The sequence below is a fragment of the Streptomyces sp. NPDC001027 genome (assembly GCF_040299045.1).
Classification (GTDB): domain Bacteria; phylum Actinomycetota; class Actinomycetes; order Streptomycetales; family Streptomycetaceae; genus Streptomyces.
In genome coordinates this window covers 1-25,124 of sequence record NZ_JBEPBI010000077.1, presented here as the reverse complement: position 1 = coordinate 25,124, position 25,124 = coordinate 1, and the positions used below count along the sequence as shown (strand labels likewise).

Below are 25,124 nucleotides of genomic sequence, written 5' to 3'. Positions count from 1 at the left end.
TGCCGCAGGTGCCGACAGGTTGAGATCGGGGCACCCACCCACCAGAATCGCATATAAGGATCAGCCGAACATAACCACCTTATTGTCGTCTACGGCAGGTATCGCATATGAAGGCCTGCATTCGGGACACGGTGATGGCCCTGACCGTGCTCTGCGCGGCGGTGGCACTGGCCGCCTGCGGGGCGGACGCCGGAAGCGAGCCGCGCGGCGGCGGGAACGGGCCGCGCATCGGCCTGCTGCTGCCGGACGCCACCACGCCCCGCTGGGAGGGCCAGGACAGGCCGCTGCTGGAGAAACGGATCGCCCGGCTCTGCGACGACTGCGAGATCGAACACGCCAACGCCAAGGGCGATGTGGCGCTCCAGCAGGAGCAGATGGACTCGATGATCACCAAGGGCGTGAACGCCATCGTGCTGGTGGCCGTGGACGCGCGTTCGCTCGGGCCCGCGGTCACCAAGGCCCATGAGGCCGGCATCCCCGTCATCGCCTACGACCGGCTCGCCGAGGGCCCCATCTCGGGCTACGTCTCCTTCGACGGCGTGGAGGTCGGCCGGCTCCAGGGCAGGGCCCTGCTGCGGGCGATGGGCGACAAGGTGCCCGGCGCCCAGATCGTCATGATGAACGGCGACCCGAGCGACCCCAACGCCAGGGCCTTCCGGCGGGGCGCGCTCTCCGTGCTCGCCGGGAAGGTGAAGATCGGCAAGGCGTACGACACCCCGCAGTGGCGGCCGGAGACCGCGCACATGAACATGACCGGGGCGCTCGCGGCGCTCGGCCCCGAGTCCGTCGACGGGGTCTACGCGGCCAACGACGGTCTCGCCGGCGGCAGCATCTCGGCGCTCAAGGCGAACAAGGTCACCCCGCTGCCGCCGGTCACCGGGCAGGACGCGGAACTTCCCGCACTGCGCCGCATCGTCGGCGGCGACCAGTACATGACCGTCTTCAAGCCGTTCGGACCCGAGGCGGCGGCCGGCGGCGCCATGGCCGTGGCGGCGGCGCGCGGGGAGAGCCTGGAGCCCGTCGCCACCGGCGAGGTGCCGACACGCGACGGCGAGCCCGTCGCGTCCGTGCTGCTCACACCGGTGTCCGTGACGGTCGACAACATCGGGGACACCGTCGTCAAGGACGGCCTGCACACCGTCCAGCAGATCTGCACGCCCCAACTCCGGGCCGCCTGCGACAGGGCCGGACTCACCTGACGCCGCGTCCCCCGCTCCCGGGAAGAAGGTGGTTTGCGTGCCGGATCCCCCGTTGCTGGCGCTGCGCGGGGTGTGCAAGCGCTTCGGCGTCGTCAAGGTCCTCGACGACATCGATCTGGAGATCCACTCCGGCCAGGTGGTCGCCCTGCTCGGAGACAACGGGGCCGGCAAGTCCACCCTGGTCAAGGTGATCTCCGGAGTGGCCCCCGCGGAGAAGGGCGTCATCGAGTGGCGGGGCGCGCCGGTGCACATCCGGCGTCCGCACGACGCCCGCGACCTCGGCATCGCCACCGTCTACCAGGACCTGGCGCTGTGCGGGAACCTCGACGTCGTCGGGAACCTGTTCCTCGGGCGGGAGATCCGCCGGTTCGGGTTCCTCGACGAGGTGGAGATGGAACGCCGTACCAGGCAGCTGCTGGAACGCCTCACCCGGGGCATGCCCGATCTGCGCGGCCCGGTCGTCTCGCTCTCCGGCGGTCAGCGGCAGACGGTGGCCATCGCCCGCTCGCTCCTGGGCGACCCGAGGATCCTGCTGCTGGACGAGCCGACCGCGTCCCTCGGGTTCGAGCAGAGCACCGAGGTGCTCGACCTGGTGGACCGGTTGCGCGACCGCGGGCTGGGCGTGCTGCTCATCAGTCACAACATGGGCGACGTGAAGGCGCTCGCCGACCGGGCCGTCGTGCTGCGGCTGGGGCGCAACAACGGCTTCTTCGACGTGAACACCGCGTCGCAGGAGCAGATCGTCTCGTCCATCACCGGCGCCACGGAGAACGTGCCGCGCCGGCCGGCCGGCCGGGAGGCGGGGTGGTGAAGAGCATGCGGGCCGTCGCCCGCGCCTTGGAGAGCGCAGTGACGGTGTTCCGGCGCAAGCTGAGCGCCGGCGAACTGGGTTCGCTCCCCGTCGTCCTCGTCCTGGCCGTCGTGTGGATCACCTTCCAGTCCCTCAACGAGAACTTCCTCTCGCCCCGCAACCTGTCCAACCTCAGCGTGGACATCGTGGGGACGGGGCTGATCGCCGTCGGCATCGTCTTCGTGCTGCTGCTCGGCGAACTCGACCTCTCCGTCGGCTCGATCAGCGGCCTGGCCGCGGCCGTCTTCGCCGTGCTCAACGTGAACCACGGGGCGCCGGAATGGCTCGCGCTGATCGTCGCGGTGCTGGCGGGCACGGTCGCGGGGACCGTGCAGGGCTACTCCATCGCCCGGACCAGGGTGCCGGCGTTCGTGGTCACCCTGGCCGGCCTGCTCACCTGGAACGGCCTCATGCTCGCCATCCTCGGCGACAGCGGCACCGTCAACCTGGACGAGAACGGCCTGATCGCGAGGCTCACCAGCTACTACTTCACCCAGGACGCCGTCGCCTACGGGCTCGCGGCCCTCGCGGCGGGGGCGTACTTCCTCGCGTGCGACCGGGACCGCCGCCGCCGCCGGGCCCTCGACATGCCGCACCGCTCGCTGCGCGGCATCGTGGTGCGCACGACCGGGCTCGCGGCGGTCGCCTTCGCCGTCGCCTACCTGCTGAACCGGTTCCAGGGGCTGCCGCTGGCCCTGCTGGTCTTCCTCGTGATGGTGGCCGGCCTCGACGTCATGCTGCGCCGCACGCACTACGGGCGGCAGGTCTACGCGCTCGGCGGCAGCGTCGAGGCGTCGCGCCGGGCCAGTCTCAGCGTGACGTGGGTGCAGACCGCGGTGCTCGCGGTCTCGGGCACGATGGCCGCGATCGGCGGTCTCTTCCTGGCCTCGCGCATCACCTCGGTGAGCCAGAGCTCGGGGTCGGGCGTGCTGCTGGTGAACGCCATCGCGGCGGCCGTCATCGGCGGCACCAGCCTGTTCGGCGGACGCGGCACCACCTGGTCGGCGGTGCTGGGCATGCTGGTGATCCAGTCGATCGCGTCCGGCATGGCCATCACGGACACTCCGCCGGCCGTCCAGTTCATCATCACCGGCGGCGTGCTGTTCGCCGCGGTGGTCATCGACGCCCTGTCGCGGCGCTCGCAGGAGTCCCACGGCCGCGCGTGAGCGCGCCCCGTGGCGGCGCGCCGTGACGACGCCGCCGGGCGCGCCACGGTCGCAGCCGTGGCCGAAGTCATGCCGTCTCAGGTAGCCAACGGGACGCGTACAGCACTAGTTTGGTGAAAGTTGCACCACTTCTGAACGCAGTGCTGCCGACGCGCCGTAGTGAGGGGTACCGGCGCATCCCGCGCGGGGCGTTCCACAGCCGATGAGGACAGCGTGCCGAACAACTCACCCACAGCGGAGGGACGGAGATCCCTCACCCGCAACTGGCCCGTGGGCAGACGGCTGCGCGCCGTTCTCCTCATCCCGGTGCTCGTGGCCCTCGTGTTCGGGGGCATCCGGGTGAAACGTTCGGTGGACACCTGGCAGGACGCCGACGACGCGGTCCGCGTGGCGGAACTGGTCCAGGCCGCCAACAAGTACGCGAGCGACGCGATCAACGAACGCGACGTGTCGGTCATCCCGCTCGTGGCGGAGAAGAAGGAGACGGCCGCCGTCACGCAGGCCCGGCAGATCACCGACGCGGACGCGAAGGCGTTCAACGCGGCGGTCGCCCGGATGCCGCAGAGCAGCGGCCTCCTGCGGCGCGTGCAGCTGGTGCGCGAGGGCGAGAAGCAGCTCCCCGCCGTCCGGGCCAACGCCTTCACCCCACGGATGTCCGGCGTGCAGACGGAGGAGAGCTACCACACCGTCCAGCACCCCCTGATGGAGATATCCAACGAACTCGGCTACGGCAGCGACAACCAGGCCAGCTTCGGCCGGACCCTCTACGCCGTGTCCCTGACCCAGGCCGCCGAGTCCCTGATCCGGGCGATCGGCACGCATCTGCTGGTCGACGACCGCGACGCCCTCGCCCCGGGCGAACTGGAGACCCAGCTCGCCTCCTTCCGCTCCTACGCCTACCTCGAGCAGGTGGGTCTCCAGGAGTTCGCGGGCGCGGCCACCACCGCGGACATGGCACGTCTGCAGAAGGCGCTGACCGACGCCGCGGCCCGGGGCAAGCAGCAGACCGCAGCGGCCGCCGCCCAGGCCGAGTCGGAGGGGAAGAAGTACGTCGCCCCGCCGTCGATGGAGGCGATGATCGCCGCGATCGCCACCGGGAAGCCCGCCGCGGACCTCGCCGAGCAGGGCATCACCCCGGAGTCCTTCTTCGCCGCGTCCACCCTGGGCTTCGACGCCTACCGCGGCGTCCAGGTGTATCTCACCGACGCGGCGCTCGCCAGCGCCCAGGACATCGCCGACCAGGCGCGCGGGGACGCGATCACCAACGCCGCGCTGGTGCTCGCGGCGGTGCTCGTCGCCTTCCTGCTCGCCACCTGGGTGTCCCGCACGATGGTCACCGGCATGCGCCGGCTGAGCGCCTCCGCCATCGAGATCGCCGGACAGCGACTGCCGGCCCTGATCGACCAGCTGTCGCAGACCGACCCCGGCAAGGTGGACACCCGGGTCACCCCCATCGCGATCGACACCACAGACGAGATCGGCGAGGTCGCCCGGGCCTTCGACCACGTACACCGCGAGGCCGTCCGGCTCGCAGCCGAGCAGGCGCTGTTGCGCGGCAACATCAACGCGATCTTCACCAACCTCTCGCGCCGCAGCCAGTCCCTGATCGAGCGCCAACTCGCCATGATCACCAGCCTGGAGGACAACGAGACGGACCCGGACCAGCTGGAGAACCTCTTCAAGCTGGACCACCTCGCCACCCGGGTGCGCCGCAACGGCGAGAACCTCCTCGTGCTCGGCGGGGAGAGGCCCGCGCAGCAGTGGGACCGTCCGCTGCCGCTGGTCGACGTCGTCCGCGCGGCCTCCTCGGAGGTGGAGCAGTACGAGCGCATCCGGTTCGCCGGCCTGCCGGAGGCCCAGATCCAGGGCCAGGCCTTGACCGACCTCGTGCACCTGCTCGCCGAACTGCTGGAGAACGCCACCGCGTTCTCCTCCCCGCACTCGGTGGTGCGGGTCACCGGCTCCCGGCTTCCCGACGGCCGGATCATGATCGAGATCCATGACGAGGGCATCGGCCTCGAAGCGGACGACTTCGCGGTGATCAACCACAAACTGGCCAACCCGCCGACGGTCGACGTCGACATCGCCCAGCACATGGGACTGTTCGTGGTCGGCCGGCTCGCCGAACGCCACGGCATCCGCGTCCAGTTGCGCCCGTCCGCCGAGAAGTCCGGCACCACGTGCCTCGTCATGCTGCCCGACACGGTCGCGCAGCGCCCGGCGGACGCGATGCCCGACTCCGACACCCTGGCACTGGCCATGGTCAGAGACCTCCCGGCGGCGCGGGGCGCGGGCGGCGCAGGGCCCTTCGGCGGTCCGGACCTGGGTGACGCCTTCACCGACTACGAGGCCTGGCAGGACGACGCGGGCAGGGCGGGCCCGGCGCAGGAGGCGCCCTCCTCCGTCCGTCCTCGGGGACTCCCCCGACGCTCGCCCGGAGGCGGCCGGCGGGGCCGGAGCGACGGACGCTGAGACCGGCGGACGCAGGGCGCGCCGCCCGGACGGCGCGCCCTGGGAACCGGTGACGACCGGCGCCCCCGACGAACACGGGACACGCCGGAACATGCCGGACACGCCCTTGGATGGCCCATCCCGCCGGTTAACCCGGCACCTGGTCATAGCGTGCGCAATATGAAGAAATGCCATATCGCGTACCTGGCGTGCACTGCGACCCTCCTCGGGACGGGGCTCGGCGCCGCCTCCCCCGCCACCGGACGACCGGCGCACCGTGTGCACGTGGTGCATCCGGGACAATCGATCCAGCGGGCCGTGGACGCCGCGGCGCCGGGCGACACCGTTCTGGTGGCCTTCGGCACGTACCGCGAGAGCGTCACCGTGAAGACACCCGGACTGACCCTGCGCGGCATGGGCCGCGGCACGGTCATCCGCCCCGCCGCCCCCGCCGGCGCGACCACGGCGGGCGCCGGGGCGACGGCCACCGGCGCCGCCAAGCCCGCAGCCAAGCCCACCGCGAAGCCCGCGACGAAGCCGGCCGCGAAGCCGGCGGCCAAGCCCGCGGCCGAGCCGGCTGCCCCTGCCGCCGAGGGCTGCGCCGAGAGCGGCAACGGCGTCTGTGTGCTCGGCACGAAGGAACAGCACGTCGAGGACGTCACCGTCGCGAACCTGACCGTCACGGGCTTCACCCGGTCGGGCGTCTACGCCATGGCCGCCGACAACCTGACGGTCCGGGGCGTCACCGCCGAGAAGAACGGCGTGTGGGGCATCGCCCAGGAGGGCTCCCTGCACGGCGTGTTCCGGGCCAACACCGCACGGGACAACGGCGACGCGGGCCTCTTCCTCGCCAACTCGGTCAAGGAGGAGATGGGCGCCGTCGACACCGAGGGAACGGTCGTCGAGCGCAACCGGCTCGAGGGCAACCGGATCGGCGTCACCGTGCGCCGGCTGCGCAACCTCACCGTCGCGGCCAACCGCCTCACCGGCAACTGCGCGGCGGTCTTCGTCGTCGGCGACGAGAACAAGCCGCGGGCCGGCCTGGTGACGGTGACGGAGAACCGCATCGAGCGCAACAACAAGTCCTGCCCGAAGACCGCCCGACTGGACGCGCTGCAGGGCTCCGGCATCGTCCTGACCGGCGCCGAGGACAGTCTGATCACCCGCAACGTCATCAAGGACAACGTCGGCGCCTCCCCGCTGTCCGGCGGCATCGTGCTGTTCAAGAGCTTCGTCGGCACCCCGAGCGAGCGGAACCGGATCAGCGACAACACGCTCGAGGGCAACGCCCCGGCGGACCTCGTCAACGCGGACACCGCCGGCAAGGGCAACACCTTCGTGGGCAACGCCTGCACGGCGTCGAAGCCCGCCGGCCTGTGCCGCCCGGCCGACCGCACCCGTCGCTGACCCCGCCGCGACGCAAAGCAACGCGGCACGGCGCGGCACCAAGGCACCGAAGCACCGAAGCACCGAAGCACCGAAGCACCGAAGCAAGTCGAACCTCTGGCACCCGAGCACGAAGGAAGGCGGCACATGACGACCGTTCAGTCCCCCAAGCTGTCGGACCCGCCCGAGCAGGACCCGCCCCCAGCCCCGCCGCCCTCCATGCGGATGCGGGAGCTCGCGTTCGGGGCCGCGTGCGCCGCCGCCCTGCGCGCGGCCGCCCGGCTGGGCGTGGCCGACGCCCTCGGCGACAGCCCGCTGCCCGTCGAGGACCTCGCGGCCGCGGTGAAGGCGGAGCCCCGGCAGCTGCGGCGGCTGCTGCGGGCCCTGTCCTGCTACGGCGTCTTCGCCGAGCGGCCGGACGGGACGTTCGCGCACACCGACGTCTCACGGCTGCTGCGCGAGGACGACCCGAACAGCCTGCGGGCCATCACCCTGTGGTGCACCGAGCCCTGGACCTGGGACGCCTGGCCGCTGCTGGACGAGGCGGTGCGCACCGGGCGCAACGTCGTGGAGGGCCTGTACGGGAAGGAGTTCTTCTCCTACCTCAACGAGGACGCCCCGGAGTCGGCCGACGTCTTCAACCGCGCGATGACCACGTCCAGCGTGCAGTCGGCGCGGGACGTCGCGGCGTTCCTGGACCTGTCCGGGTGTGCGTCGGTCGCCGACCTCGGCGGCGGCCAGGGCCATGTGGTGGCGAGCCTGCTCGACAAGTACCCGACGATGCGGGGCGCCCTGCTCGACCTCCCCCGGGTGGTGGAGAACGCGGTGCCGAGGCTGCTCCCGGGCGGCGACCTCGCCGACCGGGCCCGGATCGTGCCCGGCGACGTGCGCGAGGCCGTCCCGGTCGAGGCGGACGTCTACGTCATCAAGAACATCCTCGAGTGGGACGACGAGAGCACCGCCCGCACGCTGCGCAACGTCCGCGAGGCGGGCGGCCCGGGCACCCGGGTCGTGGTCATCGAGAACCTCGTCGACGACACGCCGTCGATGCGGTTCAGCACCGCGATGGACCTGATGCTGCTGCTCAACGTGGGCGGGGCGAAGCACACCACCGAGAGCATGGTCACCCGGCTGACCGCCGCCGGACTGGTCGTCGACGACATCAGCCCGGTCAACCCGTATCTGCACGCGTTCGACTGTCACGTCGCGGGCTGACCCGCACCCGTCCCCGTTCCCACCCCCACGGACCACCGGTCGCCGGGCCCGCAGCGTCGCGGGCCCGGCGACCGGTGTGGTCCGGCACGGGTCAGCCGGCCGGCTCGCGCTCCCAGAGGTAGAAGCGCTGCGCCATGGCGTCCTTGGGGGACCGCCAGGTCTCGGGGTCGTAGGCGCTGACGTACGAGGACAGCCGCTCGCTGACGTCCCGGAACTCCGGGTGCCCGGTGATCTTGGCGATGGCGGGCCCGGGGTCGCGCTCGGACTCGATCAGATGCATGTAGACGTCGCCGAACTGGAAGAGGCTGCGCCGGACGACGCCGACGAGCCGGGGGAGCTCGCCGCGGTCGGACTCCTCGAACACCTTGGCGATGTCGGGCGCCGATCCCGGGGCCATCCGGGCGACGATCAGTGCTTGGTGCATGGGGGCCGTCCTCCGTGAGGGTCAGTCGGTCAGACCGGGTGTGGCGCCGCGCTCGGCGGCCGCCTTCTCGATGCGGTCCCGGATCAGGGCCATCTGGACCTTGGAGTTCCGGTTGATGTTGTCGGTCATCCACTCGTCGTCGACCGGGGCCTGCGGTTTCATCGCGAAGTCCTGCGTCCAGACCATCCGCGTGCCCGTCGGCACCTCCTCGTACCGCCAGTGGATGTCCATGTGGTCGAAGGGTCCCGTCTCGACCCGGCGGGCCTTGACCGTGCGGGTGTCCCGGTCCGGCTCCCGCTCCGAGACCCAGCTCCACACGGTGCCGTTCTCGTCCGGGTGCATGGTCAGCCGGAAGGTGGTCTTGCGGCCCTCGCGGGAGAGGATCTCGACGGAGGCGTACTCGCTGAACAGCCGAGGCCAGTTCTCCAGGTCGTTGGTGATCTCCCAGACCAGTTCCAGGGGCGCCGCGATGGTGATCTCGTTCTGCGTGTGTCCGGACATCTCACGCTCCTGTCATGAGTGCGCTGTTGACGAGGTCGAGGAACTGCCGGGGCGTCTTGGAGCGCTCGGCGTCCGGGGGCATCGGCGTGCCGTACCGGTTCTCCAGCTCGCCCACGATGCCCAGCAGTCCGAGCGAGTCCACGCCCAGGGTCGCGAAGGCGGTGTCCTGCTGCCGGAGCTCGTCCGGTGCGACGGTGACGCCGGCGGACTTCTTCATGAGTTCGGCCAGCTCTTCCACGGTGATGCGGTCGGTCATGGGGTTCCTCTCCTCTGCTGCTTGCCTGCTGCGCGACGCCCCGCTACGAGGCGTCGGCGACGCCGTGCCGCAGCACCAGCGCCGAGTTGGAGCCCATGAGCCCCCGGCTCAGGACCAGTGCCGTGCGCACCGGTGCGGTGCGGGCGCGACCGGTCACGAGGTCGAGGTCATGGCAGATGTCGAAGACGTTGGGGGTGGGCGGGATCAGCCCGTGCTCCATGGCGAGCACCGCGGCCGCGGTGTCCATCAGCGGCGCCGCGCAGTAGCCGCGGCCGATACCGGTCTTGGGCGCGGTGACGGGCACCTTGGCGCCGTGCGGGCCGAGCGCGTCGACGATGGCCAGGGCTTCGGCGCGGTCCGCCGCCGGGACGCCGAGCGCGTCGGCGAAGACCACGTCGACCTCCTCCGGAGCGCACCGCGCCTCCTCCAGCGCTCCACGGATCGCCTCGGCGAGGCCCTGCCGGGACTCCTCCCAGCGGGAGGCGCCGGTGAAGGTGGCCGCGTGACCGGCGAGGAAGGCCCGCACCCGCGCGCCGCGCGCCCGGGCCGACTCGGCAGCCTCCACGACGACCATGGCGCCGCCCTCGGCCGGTACGAACCCGCAGGCCGCCGACGTGAACGGGCGGTAGGCGCGGGCCGGGTCGTCGACCGTGCTGAGTTCCTCGTAGCCGAGCTGGCAGACCACCGAGTACGGGGCGATCGGCGCCTCGGTCGCCCCGGCCACGATCACCTCGGTGCCGCGCCGCACGGCCCGCGCCGCGTGGGCCAGGGCGTCCAGGCCGCCGGCCTCGTCGGCGGCGACGACCGAGCAGGGGCCCTTGAACCCCCGGCGGATGGAGATCTGGCCGGTGCTGGCGGCGTAGAACCAGGCGATGGACTGGTAGGGGCCGACGAAGCGGCTGCCCTTGCTCCACAGCTGCTGGAGCTCGCGCTGGCCGAACTCACCGCCGCCGGAGCCGGCCGCGGTGACCACGCCGACGGAGTACGGCGCGGCGTCGGTCTCCGGCCGGCCGAGGCCGGCGTCGTCCAGCGCGAGGTCCGCGGCGGCCATCGCGAAGTGCGTGAACCGGTCGGTCTGGACGAGGTAGCGCTCCTCGATCGCCGCCGACGGGTCGAAGTCGCGGACCTGGCCGGCCACCCGCAGCGGGAGGTGCTCACAGCCCTCACGGGTGACCCGTTCCAGGACGCTGATGCCCTCCTTCGAGGACTTCCAGAAGGTCTCGGTGCTGGCTCCGTTGGGCGCGACCACGCCGATTCCCGTGACGGCCGCGCGCCGTGGCTTGGGTTCGCTCATCGTGTCTTCTCCCTCGGCCGGTTCATGACCACCGCGGACTGGAATCCGCCGAACCCGCTGCCCACCGAGAGCACGCTGGAGAGCTTGCGCTCACGGGCCACGCGCGGGACGTAGTCCAGGTCGCACTCGGGGTCGGGCGTCTCGTAGTTCGCGGTCGGCGGTACCACCTGGTGGGCCAACGCCAGGACGCAGGCGACGAGTTCGATCGCCCCGATGGCGCCCAGGGAGTGGCCCACCATCGACTTGATGGAGCTCATGGGGGTGTCGTAGGCGTGCCGGCCCAGGACCCGCTTCACCGCGGCGGTCTCGTGGCGGTCGTTCTGCTTGGTGCCCGAGCCGTGCGCGTTGACGTAGTCGACCGCGGCGGCGTTCGTCCGCGCGTGGTCGAGGGCGTCCTCGATGGCCCGGGCCATCTCCAGGCCCTCGCTGGTCAGGCCGGTCATGTGGTAGGCGTTGCCGTAGGTGGCGTACCCGCCGAGCTCGCAGTACACGTGCGCGCCGCGGGCCCTCGCGTGCTCCAGCTCCTCCAGGACGAGCACCGCGCCGCCCTCCCCCATCACGAACCCGTCGCGGTCGGCGTCGAAGGGACGCGAGGCGTGGGCGGGGTCGTCGTTGTTGCAGGAGGTCGCCTTGATCGCGTCGAAGCAGGCCATGGTGATCGGGGAGATCGGCGAGTCCGAGGCGCCGGCGATGCAGATGTCGGCCCGGCCCTCCTCCACCGTGTGGAAGGCGTACCCGACCGCGTCGAGGCCGGAGGTGCAGCCCGTGGAGACGGTCTGCACCGGCCCCCGCGCGCCGAACCGCTCGGCCACCGTAGAGGCGAGGGTGCTGGGCGTGAACGCGCGGTGCAGCTGCGGGGCGGCCTGGCGGTGGTCGACGTCCCAGCGCTGTCCGTGATGGCTGACCAGCACGTAGTCGTTCTCCAGCCGGGTGGTCCCGCCGACCGCGGTGCCCAGCGAGACGCCGACCCGCCAGGGGTTCTCCGCCGCGAGGTCGAGGCCCGCGTCCCGGACCGCCTCGTCTCCGGCGACCATGGCGAACTGGATGTAGCGGTCGCAGCGTTCGACGTCCCCGGCGTCCAGTCCGTGCGCCGCCGGGTCGAAGTCGCACTCGGCGGCGATCCGCGACCGCAGCCCGGTCGGGTCGAAGAAGGTGATGCCCCGCGTCGCCGTGCGGCCTTCGACGAGGAGGTTCCAGAACGCGGGGACACCTATGCCGCCGGGGGCGACGATGCCTATGCCGGTGACCGCCACCCGTCTCGTCATGACCGGACCTGACGTCGGCCGGCGGCCTCGGCGCCGATCATCACGGCCTCGGCTTCGGTCCCCTCCGTGTCGACGTGGCCGAGCGGCGGGCTCGGGGCCAGCGGACCGAGGTGGAAGACCATCCGGGCCTCGACCTTGCCGACGTTGCGGAAGCGGTGGCGCATGCCGAGCGGGATCAGCAGGCCTTGCTCCGGCTGCAGTTCATGGGCCTCGCCGTCGAGGTCCACCTCCAACTGCCCGCACACGACGTACACGAACTCCTCGGAGTACGGGTGGTAGTGCTCGCCGATGCGGTCGCCGGGCTTGATGATGGCCAGGCCCATGAAACCGCTGGTCGAGCCGACGGTGGCCGGGGTGAGCATGGCGCGCAGGTCGCCGCCGCGGCGGGTGTTGGGCTCGATCTCGCTGAGATCCACGACTCTGGGACGGGATGTGATCACGACGTTCCTCCGATGGTGTACTGCGCCGAGGTGGGGGGGCGGATCGCCGCCCCGGTCCACGTGATGACGGATCAGGCGTCGGGCGACCGGCGGTCGGTGACGAGGTCCATGCGTGCGCGCTCGAGGAACCGCGCGAGCAGGGCGTCCTTCGCGCCGCCCTCGGCCGCGTCGGCGACGCCTTCCGCGAGCGTCGTCAGCTCGGCGGCCTGCGCCGGGTCGGACAGGCCGAGGGCCTGGCCGGGGTCGGCGCCGTCGAGTCCGCCGCGCACGTCGATCAGCCGTACGACGACGTCGTCGCGCTGGAAGATCGTGCTGCGCAGCACCGGGTTGCGCGGGTCGTCGGCCGCCGCCTCGTCCTGCCGGGAGAGCAGTTCGGCCAGCTTCATGCCGCGGTCGGGCCGGGCCGGGTAGTACAGGGCGTACCGCTCGGCCTGGGGGTCCTGCCGGTCAGCCGTCACGTGGTGGACGGCGGGCAGCGCGGCGCGGGTGAAGAAGACGCGGGCGGACTCGGGGTCGTTGAGGTCCCGGTCCTGCTCCAGGTAGGGGTTGATGGCCTCCTCCACGGCCCGCACCTCGGGCTGCCGGGAGACATGGCGCAGCGCGGACAGCAGGTCGCCGCGCACCTCGATGGCCCGCACCACGCGGTTGCCGTGCATGAACAGCGAGGTGCGGCACAGCCGCGTGGTGTCGTCGACCTGCGGCTCGGGCGAGGCGTAGTCGGAGAGGATCTTGGCGACGATGTCCTCGCTGCCGGGCTTGACGGTGAAGGTGAGCGCGTGCCGGATCACGCCGTCGCCGATCCGGGGCGAGGTCTGCAGCCGGCGGCCGTTCGCCTTCGCGTCCGCCGCGGGTCCGCCGGTCTCGCGGACCACGTGGAAGCGCAGCGACCTGGTGTCGCGGACGCAGCTGTGCAGCGGCTCCACCATGTGCACGTGCTCCTCGCTGTTCACCCAGGCGAGGAACGGCGGCGCGCTCTCCCACTCGCTGGTGATGAGCCACTGCGAGGGGTTCTCGATGGACTGGCACAGCTGGTCGCTCACATGCCCGGGGACGGACGCGACCTGGTTGCAGAGCTGCTCGTAGGCCTCCAGGAACTGCTGCTGGGCGCCGTCGTAGACGTCGACCAGCAGGACGACCCGGAGCCGGGAGCCGTCGAACACGGACTGGGAGACACGTTGCGACGCCTGTCGCGCCCGCGAACCTGCAACACGTTCGGACGTGGTGGTCATCCTGCGCACATCTCCTTCGCGGAGGGGGAAGGGAACGTCGGCCGCGTGATGCGACGTCAGCGTTCCTCGATCGTGTGCCCGTCCCCGTGAGCGCGCGACCGGGGATGAACTACGTGGGTGACTGGGCGGGCCGACGTCACAGCAGATGCGCGAAGACCACCAGGTTGTCCGTGTAGTCCTTGGCCCGGCGGTCGTACTCCCCCGCGCAGGTGATGAGCCGCACCTGCGCCTGGGGGGTGTCGCCGTACACGCGTTCGTCGGGGAAGTCGGCCTTCTCGAAGGTCTCCACGCTGTCCACCCGGAAGGACGGCTTGCTGCCGTCGGCCCGCAGGACCTGGAAGACGTCGCCCTCGGTCAGCTCGCTGAGCCCGGCGAAGACGGCGGGGGACGTCTTGGTGTCGACGTGCCCGGCGATGATCGAGGTGCCCGCCTCGCCGGGAGAGGCGCCTGCGGCGTGCCAGCCGACCAGGTTGACGTTGTTCGCCGGGGGCGGGTCCAGCCGTCCGCTGGGGCCGATGGCGAGGTCGGTGAAGGGCGCGTTCACCGAGATCTTGGGGATGAGGAGGCGTACCGGTCGCGACCGGCGCAGATGCCGGCCCGAGGGCTCCTCGTCACGGGCGCCCGACGAGGAAGGGGCCGGCGGGGCGGCGGCCCGGGTGGCCGGACCGGAGGCGTGCAGGGGGCGTCCGGCGCCGGACGACGGCTCGTTGCCGCCGCACAGGCCGATCGCGAGGACGACGGCGACGGTGGCGCAGAGCATCATCACGCCGGTGCGGGAGCCGCCCTCAGAGGCGGCTGCGGAGGACGAGGAGGGGGCGGAGGGCGAGGGGGTGGAAGAGGGAGGAGGGGTGGACGGGGAGGACGGTGAAGGGGGGACTGCCATCGGTGGAACACCTCATTCGGGCGCGGCAGCGGGCGGACGGGCGCGGGGAGCGCGGACCGGGCCGCCGCACGGGTGCGGGCGGCGGCCGCGGCTGCGCTATCACGGCCGGCACGGTCAGGCCGCGCCGGCGGCCATCCGGCGGCGCAGCGCGCGGACGTCCGCGGCGGCGACGGCGAGGTCGCCGAGCCCGGCCGCGGTCACCGAGGGGCCCGCGAGGGCGGCCGAGGCCGCCGCGGCGACCTGGATCATCCGGGCAGTGCGCATCTGATGGCCTTTCCGTCACGGCCGGGCGACCGACACCTCGTCAGCACGTCCGATCCGGCCGGGACGTGATCCACCGTCAGCCGCCGGACGCCGCGGCACCACTCGGGGCGTTCACTCGGGTGAAGGACGCCGGATCAGCCCAGTCCGAGGCCGGTCTGCAGAACACGGCGCAGCGTGGACTCCGCGTCCGGGTCCGGGCCCGGCGACCGCCAGGCGACGAACCCGTCGGGCCGTACGAGCACCGCGCCCCCGCGGGGCGTGCCGTGCCGCTCCGCCCAGTCGGCGTCGCCCTCCGGCGTCAGGTCGGCATCGGGGCCGTCGCCCACCCGGTACGACCGCAGCGGCACCGCCAGCTCCTGGGCGAGGCGCCCGGCGGCCTCGTGCCAGCCGCTCGGCCGGGCGGCGTCGCTGAGCAGGACCAGGGACCGCTCGTAGAGGTCCAGGGTGGAGATCCGTTCGTCGCCGCGCCGCACCCACAGGTGGGGGGCCCGGCTGCCGGGTGCGCCGCTCAGGTCGAGGCTCTCCGGGACGACCGGGACCGTGTCGTCGGCGCCGACGACCGCGCCCTGCGGGTAGCGGTAGCCGAGGGCCACGTTCAGGATGCCGCGCTGCGGGCCGCCCGCGGAGCCGGGCGGCGGGGCGAAGCCGGGGTGGCTGTGCTCGGCCGACCGGGCGGCGGCCCGGGCGCTGGTGGCCTCCGCGACGGGACGGCGCTCGGCGTCGTAGGTGTCGAGCAGTTCCTCCCCCGCCCAGCCGTCGAGCACGGCGGCCAGCTTCCAGGCGAGGTTGTGCGCGTCCTGGATGCCGGTGTTCGAGCCGAACGCCCCGGTCGGCGACATCTCGTGCGCCGAGTCGCCGGCCAGGAACACCCGGCCGGACCGGTAGCTGCGGGCGACGCGCTGGGCGGCGTGCCAGGGCGCCTTGCCGGTGATCTCCACGTCGAGGTCGGCGACCCCCACTGCGCGGCGGATGTGCTCGATGCACCGCTCGTCGGTGAACTCCTCGAGCGTCTCCCCGTGTTCGGGGTGCCAGGGGGCGTGGAAGACCCAGTTCTCGCGGTTGTCCACCGGCAGCAGGGCGCCGTCGGCGTCCGGGCTGGTCAGGTAGCAGACGATGAAACGGCGGTCGCCCACGACGTCGGCCAGTCCGCGGGACCGGAAGGTGAGGCTGACGTTGTGGAAGAGGTCGCCGGGGCCGCTCTGCCCGATGCCGAGCTGCTCCCGGACGGGGCTGCGGGGGCCGTCGGCGGCGACGAGGTAGTCCGCGCGGATGGCCAGGTGCTCACCGGTCTCACGGCTCTTGGCCACCGCGGCGACGCCGTGGGCGTCGGCCTCGAACGACATGAGCTCGGTGGAGAAACGCAGGTCGCCGCCGAGCCGCCGGGCGTGGTCGAGCAGCACCGGCTCCAGGTCGTTCTGGCTGCACAGGCACCAGGCGCTGGGGCTGAAGCGGGCCAGGCCGCCGCCCGGGTCGATGTCCCGGAACAGCCATTCGCCGGCGTCGCCGACGAGGGCAGGGGCCTGCAGGATGCCGTGGTTGTCGGCCAGGGTGGCGGCCGCGTCCTGGATCCCCTGCTCCACGCCCGCCACCCGGAACAGCTCCATCGTGCGGACGTTGTTGCCGCGGCCGCGCGGATGGATGGAGGTGCCGGCGTGTCGCTCCACCAACAGGTGCGGCACCCCCAGCCGTCCGAGGAACAGCGAGGTCGCCAGACCCACCAGGGAGCCGCCGACGATGAGGACCGGGACCCTGAGGGTGGGGGGGCCGGCCTGTCCGGCTCGTTCGTTCATCACTCTCGCCTCCAGCGCGTCGTGTCCGCCGACCCGGCCGGATACGGCGGAGACCACATGCATGCCCCGTGGAGCTGACGGCGCCTCAGGCTTCACCCGGCTGCGTCGCGGCTGCGACGCTGCTGCGGGATGGACCGCCGCGGTCGTCGCGGGCGGCCCCCAGGGCTGCCCCCACCCGGTCTCGGCGGACTGACGCCGCTCCTGCGGGTGCCGCGCCGGAACGGGACGTAGCGTGGCGTGCACGGAGCAACGGAGGCGGACGACGGCCGGACCCCGGGGGACGCGATGTGCTGGAGTGCGACGGCCGATCTGGCGGCGGGAGCCGGACTGCTGGCCCTCGGAGGCGTGGCCGTGGCGCGGGTTCGCCGCCGCCGGGACCTTCCGCTGGCCGCGCTGCCGCTGCTCCTCGGGGCGCACCAGATCGTGGAGGCCCTCGTCTGGGACGCGGGCGGGGGCAGCGGAGCCGCCACCGTCGTCTGGACCGTGATCGCGCTGCCGCTGCTGGCGGTGTGGGTGCCCGCGGGGGTGTGGTGCGCGGCCCGGCCGTCCGCCCGGCGCGGCGTCTCGTGCACGCTGGCCGTCGGCGTCGCGACCGCCGCGCCGCTCGCGTACGGCATCGCCGCCGGTCCGGTGACCGCAGAGATCCGCGGGCACCGGGTCGGTTACCTCGTCGACCTGCCGTACCCGCCCGTCCTGGTCGCGGGCTATCTGATGGCCACGGTCGGCGCGCTGCTCCTGTCGGGCGACCGTCGGCTGCGGGTTCTGGGGGCGGTGGCCGCCGTGGGGGCGGCGGGGTGCTTCGCGCTGTGGCGGCTGGAGTTCGTGTCCACCTGGTGCGCCTTCGCGGCGGTCTGCTCGGCGCTGCTGCTCGGCTGGTCCGGCGCCCCGCGCCGTGAGGTGAGTCACATCTCGCCTCGATCGCAACTTTAGTTGAAAGTTCCGGCATCTAAGGTCACACAGCGTTCCGCAGAGCCTTCCGCCACCTCGCCCGGCAACTGGAGCCGTCCTCCATGACCGACAGGTCTTCCACGGCGCCCGCGCCGCCCTCCGCCGCGACCGGCGCCGCCACCGACGCCGCCGCTGCCGCCACCGCCGAGTACGCCCGGATCTACGCGGAGCAGCAGCCGCGGCTCGTCGCGTACGCCCGCTCGCTCACCAGGAACGCCTGGACCGCCGAGGACCTCGTCGCCGAGGCCCACTTCCGCGTGTGGCGCCGTCTGGCCGCGGGGCACGAGATCGACAACGTGCCGGCCTACCTGACGACGACGGTGCGGCATCTCGCGATCGCGTCCGGGAGCACGGCCCGGGAGGCGCCGAGCGACCCGCAGGCGCAGGCCAAGGACCGGGCCGAGACGGGCACGCACGGGGAGGACCCGGCCGACCGGGTCGCGGGCGTCGACCTGGTGGTCCGGGTGCTGGGCCAGTTGCCCGAGCGCTGGGTGAAGGCGCTGTGGCTGGCCGAGGCGGAGGGGCAGCCGCTGGCGGCGATCGGGCCGCAGCTCGGCACCAAGGACGGCGCGACGGCCGTCCTCCTGCACCGGGCGCGCGAGGGCATGCGCCAGGCCTTCCTGCGGGCGCAGACCGGCGCTCCGGACGACCCCGCGTGCCAGGTCCACTGGGCCCGGATGCCGGCGTACGTCCGTGGCGCCGCGACGGCGCGTCAGAGCGAGCGGCTGCTCGGGCACGTGGACACGTGCGACGCGTGCCGCGGGTCGCTCGCCGCGCTGATGAGCGCCAACGACCGGCTGCCCGCTTTCGTCGGCCCGGCCCTGCTCGTCCTCGCCCTGGGCGGCGCCGCCAAGTTCCTGCCGGTCTTCACCGCGGCGTCGGCCGGCGCCGCGGGTGCGGTCGGGGCCCACGGTGCGGGCCTGCTGCACGGAATGCGTCATGCCGTGTCCGCCGGCGCCAGGACGCCCGCGGCGACGGCGGGCGCGCTCGCGGTGGGCGCCGCCGTGGTGTGCCTCGTCCTCGGCTGGACCGACTCCGCGCCGGCGCCGCACCCGCCGGCCGCCGCGACGCCTGCGGCCGAGGCGCCGGTCGACCTGGGCCCGGCCGACGAAGGCCCGGTGGCCGGGACGCCGGTGTCGTCGCCGACGCCGTCACCGAGCGCGGCTCGGGCCGAAGACCCCGGCACGTCGGTGCGGGACACCGACGGCGCGGGAGCAGGCCCGCTCGGACCGCGGACAGTCATCGCACCACGGGGCGGTGACGGAGCGGCCGGACGGGCCACGCGACAGCCCGCGTCCCCCGTCGACAGCACGACGACGCCATCGCCCGCTCAGGCACAGGAGCCCTCGGCGGAACCCCCGCAGAAGACACCGCCGCCGGACGAGGGCACCGTCGGCACGCCGCAGCCCACCCCGCCCGCCGACGATCCCGGCCCCGAGCCTCCGCCGACGAAGGATCCCGGACCCGACGACCCCGAGCCCGGCGGCGACGGCGGGCACAAGGGGCCCGGCGGGCACGGGAAGGGCTCAGGGGGCCACGGCGGGCACGGGACAGGACCGGGGCGCGACAGCGGGCACGGGAAGGGGCAGGGGCGCGCCGGCTGCCCGGCCGTCCCCTCGCCCCCGTTCGCTCTCGCGTGACTCCCGGTCCGCGCCCTCTCTCCCACCACACACCTGCGGCGTGTGCGGAAACGTGCTGTTCACTGCCCGAGGGGCCGCGGGAAACACCCGGTTCCTAGCATCCGGACGAACACGCCGGGACACCGTCCCCGCTCGTCCACCGCCTCCGCAGCCCGGGGATCCCCGCCCCGGCTCTCGAAGGGCTGATCATGACGACCACCGAGTCATCCCCCCTCGCGACCCGGCCGACGTCCCCCACCAGTCAGGCGACGAAAGAGACCCTCGAGGACTACACCCTCCGTTTCGCGCCCCGCAGTTACCGCCGCTGGACCCCCATGGTCGTCGCGACGACCGCCCTCGGCGGCATCGCCTACATGGCCGACTTCTCCATCGGCGCCGGCATCGGCCTCGCCCACGGCACCGGCAACGCGCTCCTTGCGATCGCCGTCGCCGCCGTCGTCATCTTCGTGACCGGCTTCCCGCTCGCCTACTACGGCGCCCGCTACAACATCGACCTGGACCTGATCACCCGCGGTTCCGGCTTCGGCTACTACGGCTCGGTGCTGACCGGCGTCATCTTCGCGAGCTTCACCTTCATCTTCTTCGCCCTCGAGGGCTCGATCATGGCCCAGGGCCTGAAACTGGGGCTCGGACTCCCCCTGTGGCTGGGCTATCTGGTCTCCACGCTGATGGTGATCCCGCTGGTGATCTACGGCATGAAGGCGCTCAGCAAGCTCCAGGTGTGGACGACGCCGGTCTGGCTGCTGCTGATGGTCGGCCCGCTGGTCTATCTGGTCGCCACCGACCCGGGCACGGTCGACCGCTTCCTCGCCTACGCCGGCGCCGACGGCGAGGGCGGGGTCGACACCGCGTCCGTGCTGCTGGGCGCGGGCGTATGCCTCTCGCTCATCGCGCAGATCGGCGAACAGATCGACTACCTGCGTTTCATGCCGCCCAAGACCGAGGCGAACAAGCGCAGTTGGTGGGCCGCCGTCATCATGGCCGGACCCGGCTGGGTGGTCCTCGGCGCGCTCAAGCAGGCCATCGGCGTGTTCCTCGCCGTGTACATCCTGGCCGAGGTGGGCGCGGACGCCGCTCCCGAGCCGATCCAGCAGTTCAAGGGCGCGTTCGACGCGATGATGCCGTCCTGGCTGGTCGTCCCGCTCGCCGTGGCGCTCGTCGTGATCAGCCAGATCAAGATCAACGTCACGAACGCGTACTCCGGCTCGCTGGCCTGGACCAACTCCTTCACCCGCGTCACGCGGCACTACCCTGGCCGCATGGTCTTCGTCCTGGTCAACCTCGGCTTCGCGCTGGCCCTGATGGAAGCCGACATGTTCAGCTTCCTCAACGACATCCTCGGCTTCTACTCGAACTGCGCCATCGCCTGGGTGGTCACCGTCGCCACCGACATCGGCGTCAACAAGTACCTGCTGAAACTGTCGCCGCTGCAGCCGGAGTTCCGCCGCGGGATGCTGTACGCCGTGAACCCGGTGGGCGTCGTCGCCTTCGTCGCCGCGTCCGGCCTCTCCATCGCGATGTACTTCCACGCCCTCGGCGACGCGCTCCAGCCGTACTCGCCCGTCGCCGCGGCCGTCATCGCGTTCGTCCTCACCCCGTTCATGGCCGCCGTCACCAAGGGCCGGTACTACCTGCGTCGTACGGACGACGGCATCGACGAGGCCCTGCTCGACGCGGACGGCAACCCGGCGGCGACGACGTACGACTGCCATGTCTGCCACCAGCCGTACGAGCGCCCCGACGTGGCCGCCTGCCCGGCCCATGACGCGGTCGTCTGCTCCCTGTGCCTGAGCACGGACCGGACGGGCGAGCATCTCCTGCCCGGGCAGGCTCAGACGACCTGAGCCTCGCCCGGCAGTGACGAGGGGCCGCCCCGGCCCGTGGTCGCGGGACGGCCCCTCGTGGTCATCGGGTCACCGTCCATTTCTGCTGGGCGGCGCCGGTGCAGGTCCAGATCTGGAGCCGGGTGCCGTTGACGGAACCGCCGCCCGCGGCGTCCAGGCACTTGTTCGCCTGCGGGTTGACGACGTCCCCGGCGGCGGGGAGGGCCCACTGCTGGGCGGCGGTGCCGTTGCAGTCCCACAGCTGCACGGCCGTGCCGTCCGCCGTGCCGCCCGAGGCGACGTCCAGGCACTTGCCGAGCGCGCGGATCGTGCCGTCGGATCCCACGGACCACTGCTGGGCGGCGGTGCCGTTGCAGTCGTACAGCTGCACGGCCGTGCCGTTGGCGGAAGCGGCCCCCGCCACGTCCACGCACTTGCCGCCGATCCCGGTGATCCGGCCAGCGGTCGGCTGGGCGGCGCCGCTGCTCACGCGGACGTGGTCGACCAGGAGCTGCTGCGGGAACGCCGTGCCGCCGTCGGGGTCGCCCGGCCAGTAGCCGCCGACCGCGAGGTTGAGGATCAGGAAGAAGGGCTTGTCGAAGACCCATCGCCGGCCGCCCAGATCGGCGGGGGTGCGCCGCTGGTAGACGGCGCCGTCGACGGACCAGGTGATCGCGTTCGGGCTCCAGTCCACGGCGAAGGTGTGGAAGGCGTCGGCGAACGCCTGTCCCCCGGGCAGGGTGTGCCCGGCGCCGACGCCGCCGGAGCCCGAGTAGCCCGGGCCGTGCAGCGTGCCGTGCACCGTGGACGGCTCGAAGCCCACGTTCTCCATGACGTCGATCTCGCCCGAGTCGGGCCAGCCGACCCGGCCGATGTCGTCGCCGAGCATCCAGAACGCGGGCCACATGCCCTGGCCGCGCGGGATCTTCATCCGCGCCTCGACGTGACCGTACGTCGTGGTGAACCGGCCGGCCGTGTTCAGCCGGGCCGAGGTGTACTCGCACCGTCCGTACCAGCAGGGGTAGTTGCCCGGGTTCTCCCGACGTGCGGTGATCACCAGGTGGCCCTGTCCGTCGAGGGCCGCGTTGCGATTGCCCGCGGTGTAGTACTGCCGCTCGTGGTTGTTGACGTTGTCACCGGTCTCGGTCTGCCACTTCGTCCCGTCCACGGCCGCGCCCGCCGGCCCGTCGAACTCGTCGGAGAACGTGACGGCGGCCGCCGCCGTCCGGGCCGCGGGAGCCCCGGCGGAGCGTGCCGCGGGGTCCGCCGCGGACGGTGGCGCGCCCTGCGCCGGCAGGACGGACAGTGAGGCGAAGGCCATGAGTGAGGCGAGACAGACCAGCAGGCGCCGTGTCGGGCGCGGAGAGTTCATGACTCTCCCTCCAGGGCACAAGGGGTCGACTAAGGCAGGTTCATGACAGATCGCAGGTGGATCGCGGGGAGGCCCGCGACAGACCGGCGAACCGCCGAAGGCCGTGCCGACCGGGTGGGGGGTGGGTGAACGAGCCTTGACAGACACTTAGTTCACTATGTGATTTAAGAAGTGAGCAATGCCGGTGTCAAGAGTTTGGTATGGACCGGTTGTGGCGATGTCCTGGGGGCGGCTGCACACGGCGACTGCGGTGCGGCGAAGATGGTCGACCATGACGGAACGCATCTTCATCGACAAGCAGAACCCCAAGGCCTACCACGCGCTGGTCCAGACGTCCGAGGCGGTGCGGGCGACGGCGGCCGAGGCCGGTCTGGAACGGACCGTCGTGGAACTCGTCAACCTCCGCGTCTCCCAGCTCAACGGGTGCGCCTTCTGCCTCGACGTGCACACCAGGGCGGCGCAGCGCGCGGGCGAGGACGCCCGGCGGCTGGGCGTCCTCGCCGCCTGGCGGGACACCGCCCTCTTCACGCCCCTGGAACGGGCGGCCCTGGCGCTGGCGGAGGCGACCACCCTGCCGGCCGACGCCGCCGCGCAGGAGGCCGCGTACGCCGAAGCCCGCGCGGTGCTCACCGACGACCAGATCTCGGCGGTGATCTGGGTGGCCGTCACCATCAACGCCTTCAACCGCGTGTCCGTCCTCAGCAAGCACCCCGTGCGCTGAGCCGACCGGGGCGCGCGGTCCGCCGCCGGGCGTCCGGTGAGAATCGTGCGGTCAGGTGATCGCCGTCCGACGCTGGAGGTCCCGCCCATGCCCCACTCCGACGCCCGCCGCGCACGGGAGTTCACGGACCCGGAGCCGCAAGGTGCGCCGCGCGACCGCGCGCTGCCCGGCTCGGGACCCGACGAGGCGTTCCTGGGCGAGCTGTCGGGGCGACGCGTGCTGGAACTCGGATGCTCAACGGCCCGCCGTGCCGCCCGGCTCGTGCGGGCGCACGGCGCCGTCGTGGACGCCGTGGACCCGGCGGCGGACGCCATCGGGCGGGCCCGCGCCGAACACGGGTCGCTGCCCGGGCTGCGACTCTTCCACACCGCCCTCGACGCGCATCTGCGGACCGCCGAGCCCTACGACGTGATCTGTTCGGCGGGCGGCGTCCCGGCCGGTGAACTGCGCCGGCTGCTGCCCTCGTTGGCGACCGCGCTCGTACCCGGGGGCGCCCTCTGCCTCTCCGTGCCGGACGACGACCCGACGCCGGTCCGGCCGGACGGTCAGCCGACGGCGCCCGCCCCTGACGCGTGGGAAACGCTGCTCGCCGCACACGGGCTGCACGTGGAGGAGACGGTCACGGCGCCTGCGTCGGGCCCCGCGAACCCGCCCGGCCCCGCACGCGGGACCGGCCACCTCCTCGTGCGGGCACGACGCCCCCTGCGCGTCGTCGGCCGCCCCCGCGGCGGCGGGCCGCCCGCAGCGCACGCCGCGATCGGCGTCGGCGCCATCGTGCACGGCCCCCGCGGACTGCTCCTGGGCCGCCACCGCCGGGGCACGTGGGAGTTGCCCGGCGGCACGGTGGAGCCCGGCGAGTCACTGCAGGACACGGTCGTGCGGGAGTTGCGCGAGGAGACCGGGCTGCGGGCCGTTCCGTCGGACGTCCGGCTGCTGGGCACCCTCCTCGACGAGGTCGGCGGCATGGCGCGGATGACGGTCGGCGCCGTGGTGACCCGCTGGCGGGGCGAGCCGGCCGACCAGCCCGGCGAGAGCGTCGGCGACTGGCGCTGGCACCCCCTCGACCGCCTGCCGCCGTCCCTGTTCGAGTGCAGCGCCCAGTCCCTCACCGTGTGGCGGCCGGACCTGCCGATCGACCACGCCCCGGCCCACTTCACGCCGTACAGCACCTGACCGGACGGCGGCACGCGTCGGGCGCCGGGGGGCGGCGCCGGGTCGGGTGGGGTCGGGCCGGGCCGGGCCGGGCGAGACGCTGCCGACGAGGCGGGTGCCATGGGCCAGGGGCCCGGGGTGGCGTCGGCGGGGGGGGGCCGCGGGATGGCGTCGGCGGGGTGGCGTGCCGGGGGCCCGGGGTGCGTGGGCGGGGGCGGTAGCACAAAGGCGGTCGCCGTGCGGCCGAACGGCGGAGCGCGCCACCCGGAATCGTGCCTTTCCTCACCCGTTCTCGTGGACTCCCCGCCCACCGTCCGCGGGTCGTTCCCGCAGGTCGTGGGAGAGTGACGGCCGGAATCGGACAGGGGGGCCTGTGACGCGTCGACAGAAACGTTCCAGGGCGGGCGGAACGCCTCCGCGCCGGAGGCTTCCGGCGCTGCTCGTCGCCCTCGCTCTCGTGGCCGGTGCGACGCTCGCGGGAGCGACCCCGGCCGGCGCCGCGGCCTGGACCGGCGTGGCGCCGGGAGTGACGTACCGCCAGTACGATCTGGCCGCCGCCGCAGGCCTGGCGCGTGCGCACGTGCTCGCCGTCGATCTCGCCGCCCCCCGTGTGCGCCTCGGTCTGTTGTACCCGGGGGCGACGGCCGCCCGCGCGACCGTCTCCTCGCTGGCCGGCCGGCAGAAGGCGGTCGCCGGCGTCAACGGCGACTTCTTCGACATCACCGAGACGCAGCACCCGGGCGTCGCGGCGACCGGGGCGAGCGTCGGTCCCGCGGTCGCCGGAGGAAGGGCGTTGAAGGGCGCGGTCCCGGACGCGCAGCGGTTCGGCCCCGCGCCGCCGCCGGGCACGGACAC

Annotated in this window: 23 protein-coding genes and 1 pseudogene; 13 read left to right on the top strand and 11 right to left on the bottom strand. The window is 72.9% G+C overall.

Annotated features, from left to right (window positions below):
• The first annotated feature begins 107 nt into the window (after positions 1-107).
• From ABT300_RS21790 to ABT300_RS21765, 6 genes are all read left to right on the top strand, one after another.
• Positions 108-1,199, top strand: coding sequence for a sugar ABC transporter substrate-binding protein (locus ABT300_RS21790; protein WP_351678188.1), 1,092 nt, complete (start codon positions 108-110; stop codon positions 1,197-1,199).
• Between the two features lie 37 nt (positions 1,200-1,236).
• On the top strand, positions 1,237-2,010 hold the full coding sequence (locus ABT300_RS21785) for an ATP-binding cassette domain-containing protein (protein ID WP_351678186.1): 774 nt from the start codon (positions 1,237-1,239) through the stop codon (positions 2,008-2,010).
• 5 nt (positions 2,011-2,015) lie between these two features.
• A complete protein-coding gene (locus ABT300_RS21780) occupies positions 2,016-3,215 on the top strand; it encodes a sugar ABC transporter permease (protein ID WP_351678209.1) in 1,200 nt (399 codons plus the stop codon).
• A 213-nt stretch (positions 3,216-3,428) separates the two neighbouring features.
• The gene (locus ABT300_RS21775; protein ID WP_351678184.1) at positions 3,429-5,687 is read left to right on the top strand and encodes a sensor histidine kinase; all 2,259 of its coding nucleotides are present in this window, start codon (positions 3,429-3,431) and stop codon (positions 5,685-5,687) included.
• Between the two features lie 159 nt (positions 5,688-5,846).
• The gene (locus ABT300_RS21770; RefSeq protein ID WP_351678182.1) at positions 5,847-7,073 is read left to right on the top strand and encodes a right-handed parallel beta-helix repeat-containing protein; all 1,227 of its coding nucleotides are present in this window, start codon (positions 5,847-5,849) and stop codon (positions 7,071-7,073) included.
• A 126-nt stretch (positions 7,074-7,199) separates the two neighbouring features.
• Positions 7,200-8,267 carry a methyltransferase gene (locus ABT300_RS21765; RefSeq protein ID WP_351678180.1) on the top strand — a complete coding sequence of 356 codons (1,068 nt, stop codon included), beginning with the start codon at positions 7,200-7,202 and terminating at the stop codon, positions 8,265-8,267.
• 91 nt (positions 8,268-8,358) lie between these two features.
• On the opposite strand, the gene ABT300_RS21760 is transcribed toward ABT300_RS21765, so the two are convergent.
• From ABT300_RS21760 to ABT300_RS21715, 10 genes are all read right to left on the bottom strand, one after another.
• Positions 8,359-8,691: a TcmI family type II polyketide cyclase gene (locus tag ABT300_RS21760; RefSeq protein WP_351678178.1), complete on the bottom strand. Its 333-nt coding sequence runs from the start codon at positions 8,689-8,691 to the stop codon at positions 8,359-8,361.
• 21 nt (positions 8,692-8,712) lie between these two features.
• A complete protein-coding gene (locus ABT300_RS21755; RefSeq protein WP_351678176.1) occupies positions 8,713-9,192 on the bottom strand; it encodes an SRPBCC family protein in 480 nt (159 codons plus the stop codon).
• Between the two features lies 1 nt (position 9,193).
• Positions 9,194-9,448, bottom strand: a complete 255-nt coding sequence (locus ABT300_RS21750) for an acyl carrier protein (RefSeq protein WP_057580843.1) — start codon at positions 9,446-9,448, stop codon at positions 9,194-9,196.
• Positions 9,449-9,491: 43 nt separating this feature from the next.
• The gene (locus tag ABT300_RS21745; protein WP_351678174.1) at positions 9,492-10,742 is read right to left on the bottom strand and encodes a ketosynthase chain-length factor; all 1,251 of its coding nucleotides are present in this window, start codon (positions 10,740-10,742) and stop codon (positions 9,492-9,494) included.
• On the bottom strand, positions 10,739-12,007 hold the full coding sequence (locus ABT300_RS21740) for a beta-ketoacyl-[acyl-carrier-protein] synthase family protein (RefSeq protein WP_351678172.1): 1,269 nt from the start codon (positions 12,005-12,007) through the stop codon (positions 10,739-10,741). The genes ABT300_RS21745 and ABT300_RS21740 overlap by 4 nt, the downstream gene beginning before the upstream one ends.
• Positions 12,004-12,447 (bottom strand): cupin domain-containing protein, encoded by a 444-nt coding sequence (locus ABT300_RS21735; RefSeq protein WP_351678170.1) that lies wholly within the window; start codon positions 12,445-12,447, stop codon positions 12,004-12,006. The genes ABT300_RS21740 and ABT300_RS21735 overlap by 4 nt, the downstream gene beginning before the upstream one ends.
• Positions 12,448-12,518: 71 nt before the next feature.
• A complete protein-coding gene (locus ABT300_RS21730) occupies positions 12,519-13,676 on the bottom strand; it encodes a SchA/CurD-like domain-containing protein (protein ID WP_351678168.1) in 1,158 nt (385 codons plus the stop codon).
• A 136-nt stretch (positions 13,677-13,812) separates the two neighbouring features.
• Positions 13,813-14,559, bottom strand: a complete 747-nt coding sequence (locus ABT300_RS21725; protein ID WP_502977971.1) for a class F sortase — start codon at positions 14,557-14,559, stop codon at positions 13,813-13,815.
• A 114-nt stretch (positions 14,560-14,673) separates the two neighbouring features.
• Positions 14,674-14,823, bottom strand: coding sequence for a hypothetical protein (locus tag ABT300_RS21720; protein ID WP_351678166.1), 150 nt, complete (start codon positions 14,821-14,823; stop codon positions 14,674-14,676).
• 134 nt (positions 14,824-14,957) lie between these two features.
• On the bottom strand, positions 14,958-16,613 hold the full coding sequence (locus ABT300_RS21715; RefSeq protein WP_351678164.1) for an FAD-dependent oxidoreductase: 1,656 nt from the start codon (positions 16,611-16,613) through the stop codon (positions 14,958-14,960).
• A 61-nt stretch (positions 16,614-16,674) separates the two neighbouring features.
• Here ABT300_RS21715 and ABT300_RS21710 point away from each other — a divergent pair, with 61 nt between their 5' ends.
• The 4 genes from ABT300_RS21710 to ABT300_RS21695 all read left to right on the top strand — a co-directional run bounded on the left by ABT300_RS21710 (position 16,675) and on the right by ABT300_RS21695 (position 21,045).
• Positions 16,675-16,806: a hypothetical protein gene (locus ABT300_RS21710; protein ID WP_351678162.1), complete on the top strand. Its 132-nt coding sequence runs from the start codon at positions 16,675-16,677 to the stop codon at positions 16,804-16,806.
• 92 nt (positions 16,807-16,898) lie between these two features.
• Positions 16,899-17,543 carry a DUF6629 family protein gene (locus ABT300_RS21705; RefSeq protein WP_351678204.1) on the top strand — a complete coding sequence of 215 codons (645 nt, stop codon included), beginning with the start codon at positions 16,899-16,901 and terminating at the stop codon, positions 17,541-17,543.
• Positions 17,544-17,623: 80 nt separating this feature from the next.
• Entirely contained in the window at positions 17,624-19,201 is a 1,578-nt protein-coding gene (locus tag ABT300_RS21700; RefSeq protein WP_351678160.1) for a sigma-70 family RNA polymerase sigma factor, read from the top strand.
• Between the two features lie 188 nt (positions 19,202-19,389).
• Entirely contained in the window at positions 19,390-21,045 is a 1,656-nt protein-coding gene (locus ABT300_RS21695; RefSeq protein ID WP_351678158.1) for a purine-cytosine permease family protein, read from the top strand.
• A 61-nt stretch (positions 21,046-21,106) separates the two neighbouring features.
• Here the strand turns inward: ABT300_RS21695 and ABT300_RS21690 are convergent, their stop codons facing one another.
• Complete coding sequence (locus ABT300_RS21690) at positions 21,107-22,396, bottom strand: ricin-type beta-trefoil lectin domain protein (protein WP_351678156.1); 1,290 nt, start codon at positions 22,394-22,396, stop codon at positions 21,107-21,109.
• 271 nt (positions 22,397-22,667) lie between these two features.
• Between ABT300_RS21690 and ABT300_RS21685 the strand changes: the two genes are divergently transcribed.
• The 3 genes and pseudogenes from ABT300_RS21685 to ABT300_RS21675 all read left to right on the top strand — a co-directional run.
• Positions 22,668-23,117 (top strand): carboxymuconolactone decarboxylase family protein, encoded by a 450-nt coding sequence (locus tag ABT300_RS21685; protein WP_351678154.1) that lies wholly within the window; start codon positions 22,668-22,670, stop codon positions 23,115-23,117.
• An 87-nt stretch (positions 23,118-23,204) separates the two neighbouring features.
• Positions 23,205-24,290 carry an NUDIX domain-containing protein gene (locus ABT300_RS21680; RefSeq protein ID WP_351678152.1) on the top strand — a complete coding sequence of 362 codons (1,086 nt, stop codon included), beginning with the start codon at positions 23,205-23,207 and terminating at the stop codon, positions 24,288-24,290.
• 352 nt (positions 24,291-24,642) lie between these two features.
• Positions 24,643-25,124: pseudogene (locus tag ABT300_RS21675) on the top strand (phosphodiester glycosidase family protein); the annotation flags it as partial.